Source organism: Streptomyces sp. NPDC015144 (assembly GCF_043079735.1).
Lineage (GTDB): Bacteria > Actinomycetota > Actinomycetes > Streptomycetales > Streptomycetaceae > Streptomyces.
The window spans coordinates 315,640-332,032 of record NZ_JBIBUU010000004.1; the positions used below are offsets into that span (position 1 = coordinate 315,640).

At 69.0% G+C, this 16,393-nt stretch carries 14 protein-coding genes and 2 tRNA genes; 3 read left to right on the plus strand and 13 right to left on the minus strand.

Going from position 1 to position 16,393, the window contains the following annotated elements; genetic code table 11:
• Positions 1-8: 8 nt before the first annotated feature.
• The 6 genes from mreC to ACF08W_RS10340 all read right to left on the minus strand — a co-directional run bounded on the left by mreC (position 9) and on the right by ACF08W_RS10340 (position 7,587).
• The gene (mreC, locus tag ACF08W_RS10315; RefSeq protein WP_352275301.1) at positions 9-1,040 is read right to left on the minus strand and encodes a rod shape-determining protein MreC; all 1,032 of its coding nucleotides are present in this window, start codon (positions 1,038-1,040) and stop codon (positions 9-11) included.
• A gap of 98 nt (positions 1,041-1,138) precedes the next feature.
• On the minus strand, positions 1,139-2,158 hold the full coding sequence (locus ACF08W_RS10320) for a rod shape-determining protein (RefSeq protein ID WP_352275303.1): 1,020 nt from the start codon (positions 2,156-2,158) through the stop codon (positions 1,139-1,141).
• Positions 2,159-2,447: 289 nt separating this feature from the next.
• Positions 2,448-2,861 carry a nucleoside-diphosphate kinase gene (ndk, locus tag ACF08W_RS10325; protein ID WP_352275304.1) on the minus strand — a complete coding sequence of 138 codons (414 nt, stop codon included), beginning with the start codon at positions 2,859-2,861 and terminating at the stop codon, positions 2,448-2,450.
• Positions 2,862-2,963: 102 nt separating this feature from the next.
• On the minus strand, positions 2,964-3,317 hold the full coding sequence (locus tag ACF08W_RS10330; RefSeq protein WP_352275306.1) for a DUF4233 domain-containing protein: 354 nt from the start codon (positions 3,315-3,317) through the stop codon (positions 2,964-2,966).
• Between the two features lie 3 nt (positions 3,318-3,320).
• Positions 3,321-4,853 carry a bifunctional folylpolyglutamate synthase/dihydrofolate synthase gene (locus ACF08W_RS10335; RefSeq protein WP_385204201.1) on the minus strand — a complete coding sequence of 511 codons (1,533 nt, stop codon included), beginning with the start codon at positions 4,851-4,853 and terminating at the stop codon, positions 3,321-3,323.
• Between the two features lie 112 nt (positions 4,854-4,965).
• Positions 4,966-7,587 (minus strand): valine--tRNA ligase, encoded by a 2,622-nt coding sequence (locus ACF08W_RS10340; protein WP_385204198.1) that lies wholly within the window; start codon positions 7,585-7,587, stop codon positions 4,966-4,968.
• A gap of 152 nt (positions 7,588-7,739) precedes the next feature.
• On the opposite strand from ACF08W_RS10340, the gene ACF08W_RS10345 reads away from it, so the two are divergent.
• Positions 7,740-8,735 (plus strand): hypothetical protein, encoded by a 996-nt coding sequence (locus ACF08W_RS10345; RefSeq protein ID WP_385204195.1) that lies wholly within the window; start codon positions 7,740-7,742, stop codon positions 8,733-8,735.
• A gap of 72 nt (positions 8,736-8,807) precedes the next feature.
• Here the strand turns inward: ACF08W_RS10345 and clpX are convergent, their stop codons facing one another.
• The 5 genes from clpX to ACF08W_RS10370 form a co-directional block, all read right to left on the minus strand.
• Positions 8,808-10,106, minus strand: coding sequence for an ATP-dependent Clp protease ATP-binding subunit ClpX (clpX, locus tag ACF08W_RS10350; protein ID WP_352275312.1), 1,299 nt, complete (start codon positions 10,104-10,106; stop codon positions 8,808-8,810).
• A 158-nt stretch (positions 10,107-10,264) separates the two neighbouring features.
• Positions 10,265-10,945 carry an ATP-dependent Clp protease proteolytic subunit gene (locus ACF08W_RS10355; protein ID WP_352275313.1) on the minus strand — a complete coding sequence of 227 codons (681 nt, stop codon included), beginning with the start codon at positions 10,943-10,945 and terminating at the stop codon, positions 10,265-10,267.
• A 79-nt stretch (positions 10,946-11,024) separates the two neighbouring features.
• A complete protein-coding gene (locus tag ACF08W_RS10360; RefSeq protein ID WP_392279066.1) occupies positions 11,025-11,630 on the minus strand; it encodes an ATP-dependent Clp protease proteolytic subunit in 606 nt (201 codons plus the stop codon).
• A 268-nt stretch (positions 11,631-11,898) separates the two neighbouring features.
• Positions 11,899-13,290, minus strand: coding sequence for a trigger factor (gene tig / locus ACF08W_RS10365; RefSeq protein WP_352275314.1), 1,392 nt, complete (start codon positions 13,288-13,290; stop codon positions 11,899-11,901).
• Between the two features lie 248 nt (positions 13,291-13,538).
• Positions 13,539-13,615 (minus strand) — tRNA-Pro (locus tag ACF08W_RS10370).
• Positions 13,616-13,793: 178 nt separating this feature from the next.
• On the opposite strand from ACF08W_RS10370, the gene ACF08W_RS10375 reads away from it, so the two are divergent.
• Positions 13,794-13,867: transfer RNA gene (locus ACF08W_RS10375), tRNA-Gly, on the plus strand.
• Between the two features lie 143 nt (positions 13,868-14,010).
• Here the strand turns inward: ACF08W_RS10375 and ACF08W_RS10380 are convergent.
• A complete protein-coding gene (locus ACF08W_RS10380) occupies positions 14,011-14,205 on the minus strand; it encodes a hypothetical protein (protein ID WP_352275316.1) in 195 nt (64 codons plus the stop codon).
• 470 nt (positions 14,206-14,675) lie between these two features.
• On the opposite strand from ACF08W_RS10380, the gene ACF08W_RS10385 reads away from it, so the two are divergent.
• Entirely contained in the window at positions 14,676-15,848 is a 1,173-nt protein-coding gene (locus ACF08W_RS10385; protein WP_385204190.1) for an acyltransferase family protein, read from the plus strand.
• 37 nt (positions 15,849-15,885) lie between these two features.
• Here ACF08W_RS10385 and ACF08W_RS10390 read toward each other — a convergent pair whose 3' ends face one another.
• The gene (locus ACF08W_RS10390; protein ID WP_392279014.1) at positions 15,886-16,392 is read right to left on the minus strand and encodes an HD domain-containing protein; all 507 of its coding nucleotides are present in this window, start codon (positions 16,390-16,392) and stop codon (positions 15,886-15,888) included.
• Position 16,393 lies beyond the last annotated feature (1 nt).

Genomic DNA, 16,393 nt, shown 5'->3' on the forward strand with positions numbered 1-16,393 from the left:
AATCAGCTCTACCTCTGCTCGTCGACCGCGTTCGAAGTGCCGTTCGGATCCGGGCTCCTGCCGGCGTCCGGGCTCTCGTGGATGTTCCCGACGACGTTCCCCCCGGTGTCGACGATGTCGCCGTTGGGCGAGATCGTGACCGTGACGGTCGGCGTCGGCTTCGGCTTGGCGGGCTTGGCCGGCTGCTTGGGCAGCACCATGTCCCGGGGGTCCTCGCGCGGCGCCTGGACCACGACGCCGACGATGTCGAGCTTGGTGAACCCGACGTACGGACGGACGTAGACCGTACGGGTCAGGCCGCCGCCGGACGGGTCGACGCGGACGACCTCGCCGACCGGGACCCCGGGTACGAACGGCTTGTCCTTGCTGGAGCCGAAGGTGACCAGCCGGTCGCCCTTCTTCACCTTGGCCTTGCCGTTGAGGAACTGGACGGACAGCGGCTGGGACCCCTGGCCGGTGGCGAAGCCCAGCTCGTCGGTCTTCTCCATCCGGGTGCCGACGGTGAAGTCGGGGTCGTTGGCGAGGAGCACCGTGGCGGTGTCCGGGCCGACGGTGGTGACCCGGCCCACCAGACCGTCACCGTTGATGACGGTCATGTCGCGCTTGACGCCGTCCTTGGAACCCGCGTCGATGGTGATCGTCCAGGAGAAGCCCTGGGCCGCTCCTATGGCGATGACCTCGGCACCCTTGATGCCGTACTGCCCGGTGGCCGACTTCTTCAGCATCCGGTCCAGCTCGCGGACCCGGCTGCGGTTGCGGTCGTCGCTGCCCAGTTCCGTGCGGAGCTTGGCGTTCTCCTGCTCCAGCTGGGCGATCCGGGTGTGCCGCGCCCCCGATTCGCGTACCGCCCCTATGGCGTTGCCCACCGGGTCGACGGCGGCCGCGACGCCGTTCTCCACCGGCCCGAAGGCCGCCGCGGCGGCCTTCCGGGCGCCGTCCACCGGCGACTCCTCGCCTCCGCGGATATCCACCGTGATCAAAGCGAACGCGATGGCGATCAGCAGCACCAGGAGCAGCCGGCTCTCTCGTGTGTCCCTCACGTGCGGCGGCCGTGCCTTCCTCGTCGGAATATTCGTGCCTGTATGTCAACGACCGGCCGTACGGAACAGTGGCGCTCCGTACGGCCGACCGGGGTTGTTCACCTGCGGGGCTGGGCGTCCAGCACCTGCTGGAGCGCCTCGAACTCCTCGACGCACTTGCCGGAGCCGAGGGCCACCGAGTCCAGCGGGTCCTCCGCGATGTGGATCGGCATGCCGGTCTCGCGGCGCAGCCGCTCGTCGAGCCCGCGCAGCAGCGCGCCGCCGCCGGTGAGGACGATGCCGCGGTCCATGATGTCGCCGGAGAGCTCCGGCGGGCACTTGTCGAGCGTGGTCTTCACCGCGTCGACGATCGCGTTGACCGGCTCCTCGATGGCCTTGCGGACCTCGGCGGCGGAGATGACCACGGTCTTGGGCAGCCCGGAGACCAGGTCGCGGCCGCGGATCTCGGTGTGCTCGTCCTTGTCCATGTCGTACGCCGAACCGATGGTGATCTTGATCTGCTCGGAGGTGCGCTCGCCGAGGAGGAGCGAGTACTCCTTCTTGACGTGCTGGATGATCGCGTTGTCCAGCTCGTCACCGGCGACCCGGATCGACTGGGCAGTGACGATTCCGCCCAGCGAGATGACCGCGACCTCGGTGGTGCCGCCGCCGATGTCGACGACCATGTTGCCGGTGGCCTCGTGGACCGGCAGCCCGGAGCCGATGGCGGCGGCCATGGGCTCCTCGATGATGTGCACCTGGCGGGCACCGGCCTGGGTCGACGCCTCGATGACGGCGCGTCGCTCGACCCCGGTGATGCCGGAGGGCACGCAGACCACGACCCGCGGACGGGCCAGGTAGCGGCGCTTGTGGATCTTCAGGATGAAGTAGCGGAGCATCCGCTCGGTGATCTCGAAGTCGGCGATCACGCCGTCCTTCAGGGGCCGTACGGCGACGATGTTGCCGGGCGTACGGCCGATCATCTTCTTGGCCTCGGAGCCGACCGCCAGGATGCCGCCGGTGTTGGTGTTGATGGCCACGACGGACGGCTCGTTCAGAACGATGCCGCGCCCCCTGACGTACACCAGCGTGTTGGCAGTCCCGAGGTCGATAGCCATGTCACGACCGATGAACGACATTGAGTTCCCCTTGTTCCTCATTGAGGATGCGTCGGGCCTTCAGAGAAAGCATGGTGGCTTGTTCTGGATGGCGGGCTGAGCGCGGCGGGCGTGGAGGATTCCATCGTAGTGGCGTACCGACGGACACCGCGCGAGGGTGCTTCGCCTTCGCGAGTGGAACGGAAGACCGTTCCCCTCATGGTGACGTTACGTCGGAGGGATGCGTTCCCGCGATCCAGGACCCTATACCGAAGGGCGACCGAATTAATTCGGTCGCCCCAGGGTTGAGCGCTGTTCGGCTGATCCGCGATCAGGCGAGGCCCGGGAAGAACAGCTTCAGCTCGCGCTCCGCGGACTCCTCGGAGTCCGAGGCGTGGATGAGGTTCTCCCGGGTGATGGTGCCGAAGTCACCCCGGATGGAGCCGGGCGCGGCGGCGATCGGGTCGGTGGGGCCGGCCAGCGTACGGACGCCCTCGATGATCCGCTCGCCCTCGGCGACCAGCGCCACGATCGGGCCGGACTGCATGAACTCCACCAGCGGCTCGTAGAACGGGCGGCCGACGTGCTCGGCGTAGTGCTGCTCCAGCGTGGCACGGTCGAGGGTGCGCAGCTCCAGCGCGGTGATCCGCCAGCCGGCCTTGCGCTCGATCCGCCCGACGATCTCGCCGACCAGTCCGCGCCGGACAGCGTCGGGCTTGAGGAGAACGAGGGTGCGCTGGGTCATGGTGTGCGGCTCCTTGCAGGCATGCGGGTGCGGTGGATCGAGGCTACAGGGGTACGGAGCCGGGCCCGCGCCCGGGTTTGGCCGCGGGACGCGCTCCGTCGGTCAGGCCGCGGCCTCGGCCGCTTCCTGTGCCGCCGCCCAGCGGGCCTTCGCCTCGTCGATCTTCCGACCGTAGTGGACCGAGGCCCACCACAGCCCGGCGAAGACCACCCCGAGGATGAACATCGTCGGAACGAAGAATCCACCGAGCACCAGGGCGATCTGGAGCACCCAGCCGAGCTGGACACCACCGGGACGAGTGATCATCCCGCAGAGCAGCACGGAGAGCACCATGCCGATGCCGCAGACCGTCCAGACCGTGCCATTGCTCAGATCGTCGGACTTCATCGCGACGAGACCGGCGAAACCGATCACGAAGAATTCACCGATGAGCGTGGATGCACAGAGCGTACGCATGGGTCAGCGCCTTCCCAGAAGCAGCCGGGCCTCGCCGACCGTGATCACGGAACCGGTCACCAGCACACCGGCCCCCGCGTATTCGTCCTCCTCCTCGGCGAGGGTGATCGCCGCCTCCAGCGCGTCGTCCAGCCGCGGCTCCACCTGCACCCGGTCCTCGCCGAAGACCTCCACGGCGATGGCGGCCAGCGCGTCCGCGTCCATCGCGCGGGGGGTGGAGTTCTGAGTGACGACGACCTCGGCGAAGATCGGCTCGAAGGCTTCGAGGAGGCCCCTGACGTCCTTGTCGGCGCTGGTGCCGACGACGCCGATCAGCCGGGAGAAGCCGAACGCCTCGGAGATCCCCTCGGCGGTGGCGCGGGCGCCCCCGGGGTTGTGCGCGGCGTCCAGGACGACGGTGGGGCTGGAGCGGACGACCTCCAGGCGGCCCGGGGAGACCACCGAGGCGAACGCCTGACGGACCGTGTCGGCGTCGAGCGAGCCGGGACGCTCCGCCCCGACCCCGAAGAACGCCTCCACCGCGGCGAGCGCCACCGCGGCGTTGTGCGCCTGGTGGGCCCCGTAGAGCGGGAGGAAGATCTCGGTGTACTCGTTGCCCTCGCCGCCCAGGCCGCGCAGGGTCAGCAGCTGCCCGCCGACCGCGACCTCCCGGGAGACGACGCCGAACTCCATCCCCTCGCGGGCGACCGTGGCGTCGACCTCGACGGCCTTCTTGAGCATCACCTGCGCGGCGTCCACCGGCTGCTGCGCCAGGATGACCGTGGCGCCCTGCTTGATGATCCCGGACTTCTCCGCGGCGATCTCGGCGGGCGTGGAGCCCAGCCGGTCGGTGTGGTCCAGCGAGATGGGGGTGACGACGGCGACCGAGCCGTCGATCACGTTCGTCGCGTCCCAGCTGCCGCCCATGCCGACCTCGACGACGGCGACGTCGACCGGGGCGTCGGCGAAGGCCGCGTAGGCCATCCCGGTCAGCACCTCGAAGAAGGAGAGCCGGTACGGCTGCTGGCTGTCGACCATCTCCACGTACGGCTTGATGTCCTGGTACGTCTCGACGAACCGCTCGGGGGCGATCGGGGCGCCGTCCAGGCTGATCCGCTCGGTGATCGACTGGACGTGCGGCGAGGTGTAGCGGCCGGTGCGCAGGTCGAAGGCGCCGAACAGCGCCTCGATCATGCGGGCCGTGCTCGTCTTGCCGTTGGTCCCGGTGATGTGGATCGAGGGGTAGGCGCGCTGCGGCTCGCCGAGCACGTCCATCAGCGCGGCGATGCGGGTGACGGACGGCTCCAGCTTGGTCTCGCCCCAGCGGCCGGCGAGCTCCTGCTCCACCTCGCGCAGCGCCTTGTCCACCTCGGGGTCGGCGGGGCGGGCCGGAAGCTCCGCACCCTGCGGCGGGCCGGAGCGGGTGCGCAGCGTACGGCTCCCGGCCTCGATCACCGCCAGGTCGGGGTCGCGCTGGGTCTCTTCGTCGACGATCTCCGCGAAGGCGTCGTCGGAGTCGGAGTTGTCGGGCCGGTCGGAAGGGCGGGGCTCACTCACACGAGCCAGTCTACGGATGGGCACCGACAACGCGCGCGGCGCATGGTGCGGACGGAACGAAGCCCCCGTCCCCCTGGTCGGTCAGGGGGACGGGGGCTCCGTGCTCAGGTGATCAGCTCTGCGGCAGTTTCGCCAGCTGACCGGTGATCCGCTCGATGTCGGCCTCGGCCTTGGCGAGCCGGCCGCGGATCTTGTCGACGACCTGGTCGGGCGCCTTGGCGAGGAACGCCTCGTTGCCGAGCTTCCCGGTCGCCTGCGCCTTCTCCTTCTCGGCGGCGGCCAGATCCTTCGTCAGGCGCTTGCGCTCCGCCTCGACGTCGATGGTGCCGGAGAGGTCCAGGGCGACCGTGACGCCCGCGACGGGCAGCGAGGCGGTGGCGTGGAAGCCCTCTCCGGCGGGCTGGAGCCGCAGGAGCTGGCGGACGGCCGCCTCGTGCGGCGCGAGCGCCGTACCGGCCAGGGTGAGCTCGGCCGGGACCTTCTGGCCGGGCTGGAGGCCCTGGTCGGAGCGGAACCGGCGGACCTCGGTGACGAGCTGCTGGACGAGCTCGATCTCCCGCTCGGCCGCCTCGTCACGGAAACCGGAGTCCTTCGGCCAGTCGGCGACGACGACGGACTCCCGGCCGGTGAGCGCCGTCCACAGCGTCTCGGTGACGAACGGGACGACGGGGTGGAGCAGACGGAGCATCACGTCCAGGACCTCGCCGAGGACCCGGCCGGAGACCCGGGCCTGCTCGCCGCCCGCGAAGAACGTGGTCTTGGACAGCTCGACGTACCAGTCGAAGACCTCGTCCCAGGCGAAGTGGAACAGGGCGTCGCTGAGCTTGGCGAACTGGAAGTCGTCGTAGAGGGCGTCCACCTCGGCGACGGTCTTGTTCAGCCGCGACAGGATCCAGCGGTCGACCGAGGACATCGACTCGGCCGGGGGCAGCTCGCCCTCGATCGTGGCGCCGTTCATCAGCGCGAAGCGCGTGGCGTTCCAGATCTTGTTGGCGAAGTTGCGCGAGCCCTGGACCCAGTCCTCGCCGATCGGGACGTCGACGCCGGGGTTGGCGCCGCGGGCCAGCGTGAAGCGGAGCGCGTCGGAGCCGTACTTGTCCATCCAGTCGATCGGGTTGACCGCGTTGCCGAAGGACTTCGACATCTTCTTGCCGAACTGGTCGCGGACCATGCCGTGCAGGGCGATGGTGTGGAACGGCGGGGTGCCGTCCATCGCGTACAGGCCGAACATCATCATCCGGGCGACCCAGAAGAAGAGGATGTCGTAGCCGGTGACCAGGACGGAGTTCGGGTAGAACTTCGCGAGGCTGTCGGTCTGCTCGGGCCAGCCGAGGGTGGAGAACGGCCACAGGCCGGAGGAGAACCAGGTGTCCAGGACGTCGGTCTCCTGGTGCCAGCCCTCGCCGGTCGGCGGCTCCTCGCCGGGGCCGACGCAGACGATCTCGCCGTTCGGGCCGTACCAGACGGGGATGCGGTGGCCCCACCAGAGCTGGCGCGAGATGCACCAGTCGTGGAGGTTGTCGACCCAGTCGAAGTACCGCTTCTCCATCTCCTGCGGGTGGATCTTGACCCTGCCGTCGCGGACGGCGTCACCGGCGGCCTGCGCGAGCGGGCCGACCTTGACCCACCACTGCATCGACAGGCGCGGCTCGACGGTCGTCTTGCAGCGCGAGCAGTGGCCGACGGAGTGGACGTACGGGCGCTTCTCGGCGACGATCCGGCCCTCGGCGCGCAGGGCGGCGACGATGGCGGAGCGGGCCTCCAGCCGGTCCAGTCCCTCGAAGGGGCCGGGGACGGTGATGACCGCGCGCTCGTTCATGACGGCGATCGAGGGCAGGTCGTGGCGCCGGCCGATCTCGAAGTCGTTCGGGTCGTGGGCGGGCGTCACCTTGACGGCGCCGGTGCCGAATTCGGGGTCGACGTGGGTGTCCGCGACGACCGGGATCGTACGGTCGGTGAGCGGCAGCTTGATCTGCTTGCCGACCAGGTGGCGGTAGCGCTCGTCGTCGGGGTGGACGGCGACGGCGGTGTCGCCGAGCATCGTCTCGGCGCGGGTGGTGGCGACGACGATGGTCTCCTCGCCCTCGCCGTACGTCATGGAGACGAGCTCGCCGTCGTCGTCCTGGTACTCCACCTCGATGTCCGAGATGGCCGTCAGACAGCGCGGGCACCAGTTGATGATGCGCTCGGCGCGGTAGATCAGCTCGTCGTCGTAGAGCTTCTTGAAGATGGTCTGGACGGCCTGGGAGAGGCCCTCGTCCATGGTGAACCGCTCACGGGACCAGGCGACGCCGTCGCCGAGGCGGCGCATCTGGCCGGAGATCTGGCCACCGGACTCGTTCTTCCACTTCCAGACGCGCTCGACGAACGCCTCGCGGCCCAGGTCGTGGCGGGACTTGCCCTCCTTGGCCAGCTCGCGCTCGACGACGTTCTGCGTGGCGATGCCCGCGTGGTCCATGCCGGGCTGCCAGAGCGTCTCGTACCCCTGCATCCGGGCGCGCCGGGTCAGCGCGTCGATCAGCGTGTGTTCGAAGGCGTGGCCCAGGTGGAGGCTGCCCGTGACGTTCGGCGGCGGGATGACGACGGTGAACGGGGGCTTCTCGCTGTGCTCGTCGGCCTCGAAGTAACCGCGCTCCACCCAGCGCTCGTACAGCTTCCCCTCTACCTCGGCCGGCGCGTACTGGGTCGGCAGTTCGGGGGTGCTGGCTGGCGTCTGCTGAGTCTTCTCGGTCACGGGGGACAGTTTAGGGCCGTCACAGTCGTGCACTGAAACCGGTTTGTTCAGTAACGGTGCGGGTCCCGGTGCCCCATCCGGGTGGACCTTCCGCCAGGATGTCTAAAACACATAAACACTTCGATGAGCACTTCCGAACAGGGGAACCGCAGATGAGCTACAACCAGCCGGGCCCGTACGGCGGCCAGCCTCCGCAGGGCCAGCCCGGTCCGTACGGTGGTCAGCCGCCCCAGGGTCAGCCCGGCCCCTACGGCCAGCAGCCGGGCCCGTACGGCCAGCAGCCCCCGCAGGGCCAGCCCGGCTACGGCTACCCCCAGCAGGCCCCCCAGGGCGTCCCCCCGCAGGGCCAGCCGGGCTACGGCTACCCGCAGCAGCAGCCCCAGCAGCCCGGCCCGTACGGCCAGCAGCCGCCCGCTCCCCCGTACGGCGGCCAGCCGGCCTACGGCGGCCAGATGCCGATGCCCCCGGCCCAGCCGAAGAAGAAGACCGGCCTGGTCGTCGGCGGTGTCATCGTGGCCCTGGCGGTCATCGGCGGCGGCATCTACTTCCTGACCGGCGGGGGCGGCGGTGGGCTCAGCGACGACGGTCCGCACACACTGACGACCCCGGCGACGGTGCTGGGCGACTACAAGCGCCTGAGCAAGGACGCCGCGAGCCAGAAGCAGAGCGACGCCGACACCAAGGAACTGACCCAGACCGGCATCCAGGACCCGAAGACCGCCGCCGGAATCTACTCGACCGCGGACGTCACCAAGTTCGACCCCAACAATCCCAACGACCCGAAGATGCTGACCGCGAAGACCATCACCCTCGCCGGCGCGTACGGCAAGATCAGCGATCCGGCCAAGACGCTGGACGCGTTCTTCGCCTCCATGCAGAAGAGCGCGTCCGAGAGCAAGAGCGGCAAGCTCGTCGGCAGCCCGGAGGAGGTCTCCCCCGCCGGGTTCGACAACGGCATCATGAAGTGCCAGGGCACCGAGGGCACGAACCCCCAGACCCAGAAGCCGAAGAGCGACTGGTTCTGCGCCTGGGCGGACTACAGCACCCTGGCGATGGTCTCCCCCGGCGACATGACGGGAAGCGTGGACAAGGACACCGCGGCCAAGATTGCGGCGGACCTCCGCAAGGAGATCCGCGTCAAGAAGTGATCGCCGCAACGCGGAAGGGGCGCCCGCCAGTTCACCTGGCCGGGCGCCCCTTCCGTCTATGTGCGGCCGCGGCTACGCGGACTTCTCGTGCCGGCCGCCGTCGCCCTTGCCGATCGTGCGCGGCTCGCGCGGGACCAGGGTGGGGTTCACGTTGTTGCGGACGACGTCCGGGGTGATGACGACGCGGGCGACGTCCTTGCGGGACGGGACCTCGTACATCACGGACTGGAGGACTTCCTCCATGATGGCGCGCAGCCCGCGCGCGCCGGTCTGGCGGAGGATCGCCTGGTCGGCGATGGCTTCCAGCGCCCCGCGTTCGAAGTCCAGCTCCACACCGTCGAGTTCGAAGAGGCGCTGGTACTGCTTCACCAGCGCGTTGCGCGGCTCGACGAGGATCTGGAGCAGCGCCTCGCGGTCGAGGTTGTGGACCGAGGTGAGGACGGGGAGGCGGCCGATGAACTCCGGGATCATCCCGAACTTCACCAGGTCCTCCGGCATGACCTCCTGGAACTGGTCGCTCGCCTCGATCTCCCGCTTGGAACGGATCGTGGCGCCGAAGCCGATGCCCTTGGCGCCCGCCCGGGACTCGATGATCCGCTCCAGGCCGGAGAAGGCGCCGCCGACGATGAAGAGCACGTTCGTCGTGTCGATCTGGATGAATTCCTGGTGCGGGTGCTTCCGGCCGCCCTGCGGCGGTACGGAGGCGGTGGTGCCCTCCAGGATCTTCAGCAGGGCCTGCTGGACGCCCTCGCCGGAGACGTCGCGGGTGATCGACGGGTTCTCGCTCTTGCGGGCGACCTTGTCGATCTCGTCGATGTAGATGATCCCGGTCTCGGCCTTCTTGACGTCGTAGTCCGCGGCCTGGATCAGCTTCAGCAGGATGTTCTCGACGTCCTCGCCGACGTAGCCGGCCTCCGTCAGCGCCGTCGCGTCGGCGATGGCGAACGGGACGTTGAGCATGCGGGCCAGGGTCTGCGCGAGCAGCGTCTTGCCGGAGCCCGTGGGGCCCAGCAGCAGGATGTTGGACTTGGCCAGCTCGATGGCGTCGTCCCGGCCCTGGGCGCCGCCGTTCTCACCCGCCTGGACCCGCTTGTAGTGGTTGTACACCGCGACCGAGAGGGCCTTCTTCGCGGGCTCCTGCCCGACGACGTACCCCTCGAGGAACTCGTAGATCTCGCGCGGCTTGGGGAGTTCCTCCCAGCGCACCTCGGAGGTCTCGGCGAGCTCCTCCTCGATGATCTCGTTGCAGAGATCGATGCACTCGTCGCAGATGTACACACCGGGTCCCGCGATGAGCTTCTTCACCTGCTTCTGGCTCTTTCCGCAGAACGAGCACTTGAGCAGGTCGCCGCCATCACCGATGCGTGCCACGAGGTGCTTCCCCTTCGCCTGGGAGCAGCTTGGTTCAGCGGCTCCTGGTGCCTCTATCCGACGGTACCTTGCCTGGCCCCCCGTTCGGGCCCCCCTTGGCACGGTTCACGCGGCCGGAGCCGGGCGAACACGGTGTGCCAAGGGGCTGAAGACCGGCGTCAGACGGCCGAGGCCGCCTGCTTGCGGGTCGACACGATCTGGTCGACGAGACCGTAGGCGAGGGCTTCCTCGGCGGTCAGGATCTTGTCGCGCTCGATGTCGTCGCGGACCTTCTCCAGCGGGGTGGTGGAGTGCTTGGCCAGCAGCTCCTCCAGCTGGGTGCGCATCCGCAGGATCTCGTTGGCCGCGATCTCCAGGTCGGAGAGCTGCTCGCGGCCGGTCTGCGAGGACGGCTGGTGGATCAGCACGCGGGCGTTGGGCAGCGCCATGCGCTTGCCGGGGGTGCCCGCGGCGAGCAGCACGGCCGCGGCGGAGGCCGCCTGGCCCATGCAGACCGTCTGGATGTCCGGCTTCACGAACTGCATCGTGTCGTAGATCGCGGTGAGCGCGGTGAACGAGCCGCCGGGGCTGTTGATGTAGATCGAGATGTCCCGGTCCGGGTCCATCGACTCCAGGCAGAGGAGCTGCGCCATGACGTCGTTGGCGGAGGCGTCGTCGATCTGCACGCCGAGGAAGATCACGCGCTCCTCGAAGAGCTTCGCGTACGGGTCGTACTCGCGCACGCCCTGCGAGGTGCGCTCCACGAAGCGCGGGACGATGTAGCGGTTGTCCACCTGCGGGCCGGTGTAGAGGCCGCTCGCGGAGGCGCCGGGGAAGTTGTTCATAGGGGTGTTCACCATCCTGGTGGCGTTCTGTGGCTGGATGTCTCGGCGTACGAGAGGTGCGCGGGGCGGTGGCGCCGGTCCGGTGGGAGCCGGATCAGGCGCCGGTGCCGCCGCCGCCCGGAACGCCCGATGCGACCGAGATGATCTCGTCGATGAGGCCGTACTCCTTGGCCTCCTCCGCGGTGTACCAACGGTCGCGGTCGCCGTCGCGGATGATCGTCTCGACGGTCTGGCCGGAGTGGCGGGCGGTGATCTCCGCCATCCGCTGCTTGGTGCGCAGCAGGTACTGGGCCTGGATCTTGATGTCCGAGGCCGTACCGCCGATGCCGGCCGAACCCTGGTGCATGAGGATGTCGGTGTTCGGGAGCGCGAAGCGCTTGCCCGCGGTGCCGCCGGTGAGCAGGAACTGGCCCATGGAGGCCGCCATGCCCATCCCGATCGTCACCACGTCGTTGGGGATGTACTGCATGGTGTCGTAGACCGCCATGCCGGCCGTCACCGAACCGCCGGGGCTGTTGATGTAGAGGTAGATGTCCTTCTCGGGCTCCGCGGCGAGAAGAAGGAGCTGCGCGGTGATCTTGTTGGCGATCTCGTCGTCGACCTGCTGGCCGAGGAAGATGATGCGCTCGCCGAGCAGCCGGCTGTAGACCTGGTCACCGAGGCCTCCACCGAGGGACGGCTCTCCGGCGGCGTAGGGCATCAGATTCGTCACGTATCCACCTGCTCGTCTCTGACGGCTCCGGCCGTCTCAGCGTCTTCGTACCGGGGTGGGCGGGGAGCTTCCCCACCCTTCCTCTTCATGGACCCTAACGCGCAGGTGGGACAACGCCATCCCGCTTCCGCAACTGTTCGCTGGGAGCGCAAGCTCCGCAGTCCGCACAAGGGTTGTGGGGCACCGTACGCCCTACGGCGACGGGCCCCGGACGCGGGTGCGTCCGGAGCCCGTCGTACGGGGGTCAGCGCGAGGCTCAGGCCTCGTTCTTCGCCTCGGTGGCCTCGGCGGTGTCGGTGCCCTCCGCGGCCTCGACGGCCTCGGTGGACTCGTCCTCCTCGTCCTCCAGGTCGATGACCTCACCGTTGGTGTCGACGACCTTGGCGGCCTCGACGACCACGGCCAGCGCCTTGCCGCGGGCGACCTCGCCGACGAGCATCGGCACCTGGCCGCCCTCGACGACGGCCTGGGCGAACTGGTCCGGGCTCATGCCGGAGGAGGCGGCACGCCGCATGAGGTGCTCGGTGAGCTCCTCCTGGTTGACGTTGAGCTTCTCCTTGTTGACGATCTCGTCCAGGATGAACTGGGTCTTGATGCCCTTGATCGCCTGCTCGGAGGTCTCGGTGTCGAACTCCTCGGCGGTCTTGCCCTGGATCTCGAGGTACTTGTCGAGGGTCAGGCCCATCTGGCCGAGCTGGTGGTGCTCCAGGTTGTGCTTGCGGGTCTGGATCTCGTCCGCGAGCAGCTTCTCCGGGATCGGGACCTCGGCGAGCTTGAGCAGCTCGTCCAGGACACGCTCCTGGGCCTGGGTGGCCTGGTCGTACTGCTTGGTGTTCTCCAGGCGCTTGCGGCTGTCGGCCTTCAGCTCGTCGAGGGTGTCGAACTCGCTGGCCATCTGGGCGAACTCGTCGTCCAGCTCGGGCAGCTCGCGGGCGGCGACGGCGGTGACCTTGACGGTGACCTCGGCCTCCTTGCCCGCGGCGGAGCCGCCCTTCAGCTCGGAGGTGAAGGTGGCCTCGCCACCCGCCTCCAGGCCGGTCACGGCGGCGTCGATGCCGTCGAGCAGCTCGCCGGAGCCGATGGTGTACGAGACACCGTCGGCCACGCCGTCCTCCAGGACCTCGCCGTCGACCTTGGCCTGCAGGTCGATCGTCACGACGTCGCCCTCGGCGGCGGCACGCTCGACCGGGTTGGTGGAGGCGAAGCGCTCACGGAGCTGCTCCACGGCCTTCTCGATGTCCTCGTCGCTGACCTCGAGGGCGTCGACGGTGACCTCGATGCCGGAGTAGTCCGGAATCTCGATCTCGGGGCGTACGTCAACCTCGGCGGTGAAGGCCAGCAGCTCGCCGTCCTTCAGCTCGGTGATGTCGACCTCCGGCTGGCCGAGGACGTTGAGCTCGCCCTCGTTGACGGCCTCGGTGTAGAACTTCGGGAGGGCGTCGTTGACGGCCTCCTCCAGCACCGCACCGCGGCCGAAGCGCTGGTCGATGACCCGGGCAGGGATCTTGCCCTTGCGGAAGCCCTTCACCGTGACCTGCTGGTTGATCTTCTTGTACGCCGCGTCGAGGCTGTCCTTGAGCTCCTCGAAGGGCACCTCGACAGTGAGCCGAACCCGGGTCGGGTTCAGGGTCTCCACGGCGCTCTTCACGGTTCGGTCTCCTTGTGGCTGACTTCTTGGGGTTCTGCTCCGCCGCACGGTTCGGCGGCTTCGCGGACCGAGCCCGGTACATCAGACACACGGGCACGCATTTTGCATAGTAACGGCAAGGAGTCGGACTCCCGCAACGCGCTCCGCCCTCGGCCGACGCATCGTGCGACCTGCCCCGGCGCGAGGTCCCGGGCGGTCCTGGTCCCGCTCCGCGGTACCGCCGCGCGGTGGTTCCTGGTCGTGCCGGTTGGTCGGGGTGGCCGGATTCGAACCGACGACCTTCCGCTCCCAAAGCGGACGCGCTACCAAGCTGCGCCACACCCCGTCGGTGCGACACGTAGGGTACATGCAGCGGGGCGGTGCGTCGGCCGCTTTGCGCGGGCCGCACCGGAGCCGTCGCCGACGGCGGTGCCGGGTCTCCGGCCGAGGGGTGTGCGCGCGGCGTCCACGACCCGCTACGATGCTCCACGTGCCACCGGCCTCCGGGCCTGCGGCGCGGCTGTGCGGGCGTAGCTCAATGGTAGAGCCCTAGTCTTCCAAACTAGCTACGCGGGTTCGATTCCCGTCGCCCGCTCCATGACAGGGCCCGGTCCGGCGAATTCCTCGCCGGACCGGGCCTTTCGCGTTCCCTCGTAGGCACAGAAGGACCGCACACGAAAGAACCGGGCGCTCACGGGCCGTTGCCCGTGAGCCCGGTTCGCGCGGGCCGCAGGGGTGGCGTCAGAAGGAGAGCTGGCTGACGGTCTGCGCTATCGAGTCCAGGAACCGCTGGATCGACGGCGCCATGCCGCTGGACGCCAGGAAGAAGCCGAAGAGCACGGCGACGACCGCCGGTCCGGCCTTGAGGGAACCGCCTCTGATCAGCACGACCAGGATGATCGCCAACATCAACACCACAGACAGCGAAATCGCCACGCCTGATCACACCTTCGGTCGGTCCGCCTTGCCGGCCCGGAGAGATGCGACGCGGCACCCCTCCGTCCGGTCCATCGTGCCACCAACTCCCCGTGGATCGCTGCCGGGTGACGGTTCGAAGTGACCGGTTCTCGCCATTCCCCGCGCCCCGCGCGCACCAGGGGCGCACCGCTGCACGAGAGGGGCGCGCAGCCCCCTCCGCCGTCCCGCGCGAACGGCCGGCCAGGAGGTTTCGACGGACTTCCATTGTGACGATTTCCATACCCGCACACTTCATTCACAGGCAATTCCAAGATTCAAGTGCGATTAGATTCAGGTCGCACAGAACCTTGCCGATATGCCCCATTTAAGTGGGATGAATCGGTGCATATCGGTCGGTAAATGGCGGTTTCCCTTTCGAAGGGACGGCGACAGATCAATATCCCCGAGCGGTTTTACGAATTCCGATCCCGGCGTCTAAGGTGACTGGAATGTTCCACGCTCCGAACGTATTCCAGCGGGCCCAGATCCCACCGGCGCACCAAGGGTCGGAGCCCGGAGGCAGAGGTGCGGCGACCGCCGTCGCGACATCCCCCACGCAGGCGAGACCGTCCGGAACGGTGGCGAACGAGCCTCCGGCGGGCGCACCGGCGAAACGGCGCGAGGCCTACTTCGACAACGTGAAATACCTGGCCATCGTGCTGGTCGCGGTGGCCCACTCGTGGGAACCGGTGATGGACGGCAGCCGGACCGCCCGCGCGCTGTACATGGTCGCGTACACCTTCCACATGCCGGCGTTCATCATCGTCTCCGGCTACTTCTCCCGTTCCTTCGACATGTCCGCGGCCAAGGTGAAGCGCCTGGTCACCGGCGTCGCCCTGCCCTACATCGTGTTCGAGACGGCGTACTCCCTGTTCCGGTGGTACGCGGGCGACACCGGCGACATGGAGATCAGCCTGCTCGACCCCTGGTACCTCACCTGGTTCCTGATCGCGCTCTTCATCTGGCGGATCACCACCCCGATCTGGCAGGCGCTGCGCCATCCGCTGCCGGTGGCGCTGGTGATCGCCGTGCTCGCCTCCCTCTCCCCCTCGATCGGCGACGACCTGGACCTCCAGCGGGTCCTGCAGTTCCTGCCGTTCTTCGTGCTGGGGCTCCGGCTGCGCCCCGAGCACTTCCGGCTGGTGCACCGGCGCGAGGTGCGGATGTTCGCCGTCCCGCTCTTCGCCGGGGCCGTGGCCCTCGCGTACTGGGCGGCGCCCCGGATGCAGCTGGGCTGGTTCTACCGCAGCAACAGCGCCCAGGAGATGGACGCGCCCTGGTGGTCGGGGGCGGTGATGACGCTGCTGATGTTCTGCGCCGCGCTGCTGCTCACCATCGGGTTCCTGGCCTGGGTGCCGCGCCGCCGCATGTGGTTCACGGTGCTCGGTGCCGGGACGATCTGCGGCTACCTGCTGCACGGCTTCCTGATCAAGGGCGCCGGGTACGCGGGCGTGTTCGACGCCCACGACTGGCTGGCGGAGCCCGCCGGGCTGGTCCTGGTCTCGGTGGTCGCCGCCGTGGCGGTGACGCTGATGTGCACGCCGCCGGTGCGGCGGGCGCTGCGGCCGGTGACGGAACCGGACCTGGACCTGGCCTTCCGGAAGGACCCCGCCCGGCGCTGAACCGGTCGGCCGGGGCCGGGCGGTTCGGCGCCGAGGGTCAGGACTTCGCCGTGTTGGCTTGATCCGATCGGTCGATGGGCGATTCGTCCGGGGTGAGACCGAGCAGTCTCCGCACCCGTGCGTATTTCTCGGTCAGCCGGGTACGGGTCGCCGGTTCCAGTGCCGCGAGGCGGGCCGGGTCCGCGTTGTGGGCCAGGTCCGCCTCCTTGACCAGCAGGGCTCCCGGGGTCTCCAGGATGCGCCGGGTGTACGCGGAGAGGTCCTCGCCGTCCCGTTTGGAGACGGCGAGGACCATGTCCTTCACCCGCTGCGGCAGGGCCGCTTCGGCCAGCCAGCGTTCCGACAGCGCGTCGTCCTCGACCGCGTCGTGCAGCCAGGCCGCGGCGATCTGTTCGTCGCTGCCGCCCCGGGCCCGTACCCCCTCCGCGACGGCGGCGAGGTGCTCGGTGTACGGGCGGCCCGCCTTGTCGCGCTGGTGGGCGTGGGCCTCGCGGGCGATCGCCTCGACCTCGGCCAGGGTCAGCTGGGGATGCGATGGGGTCATG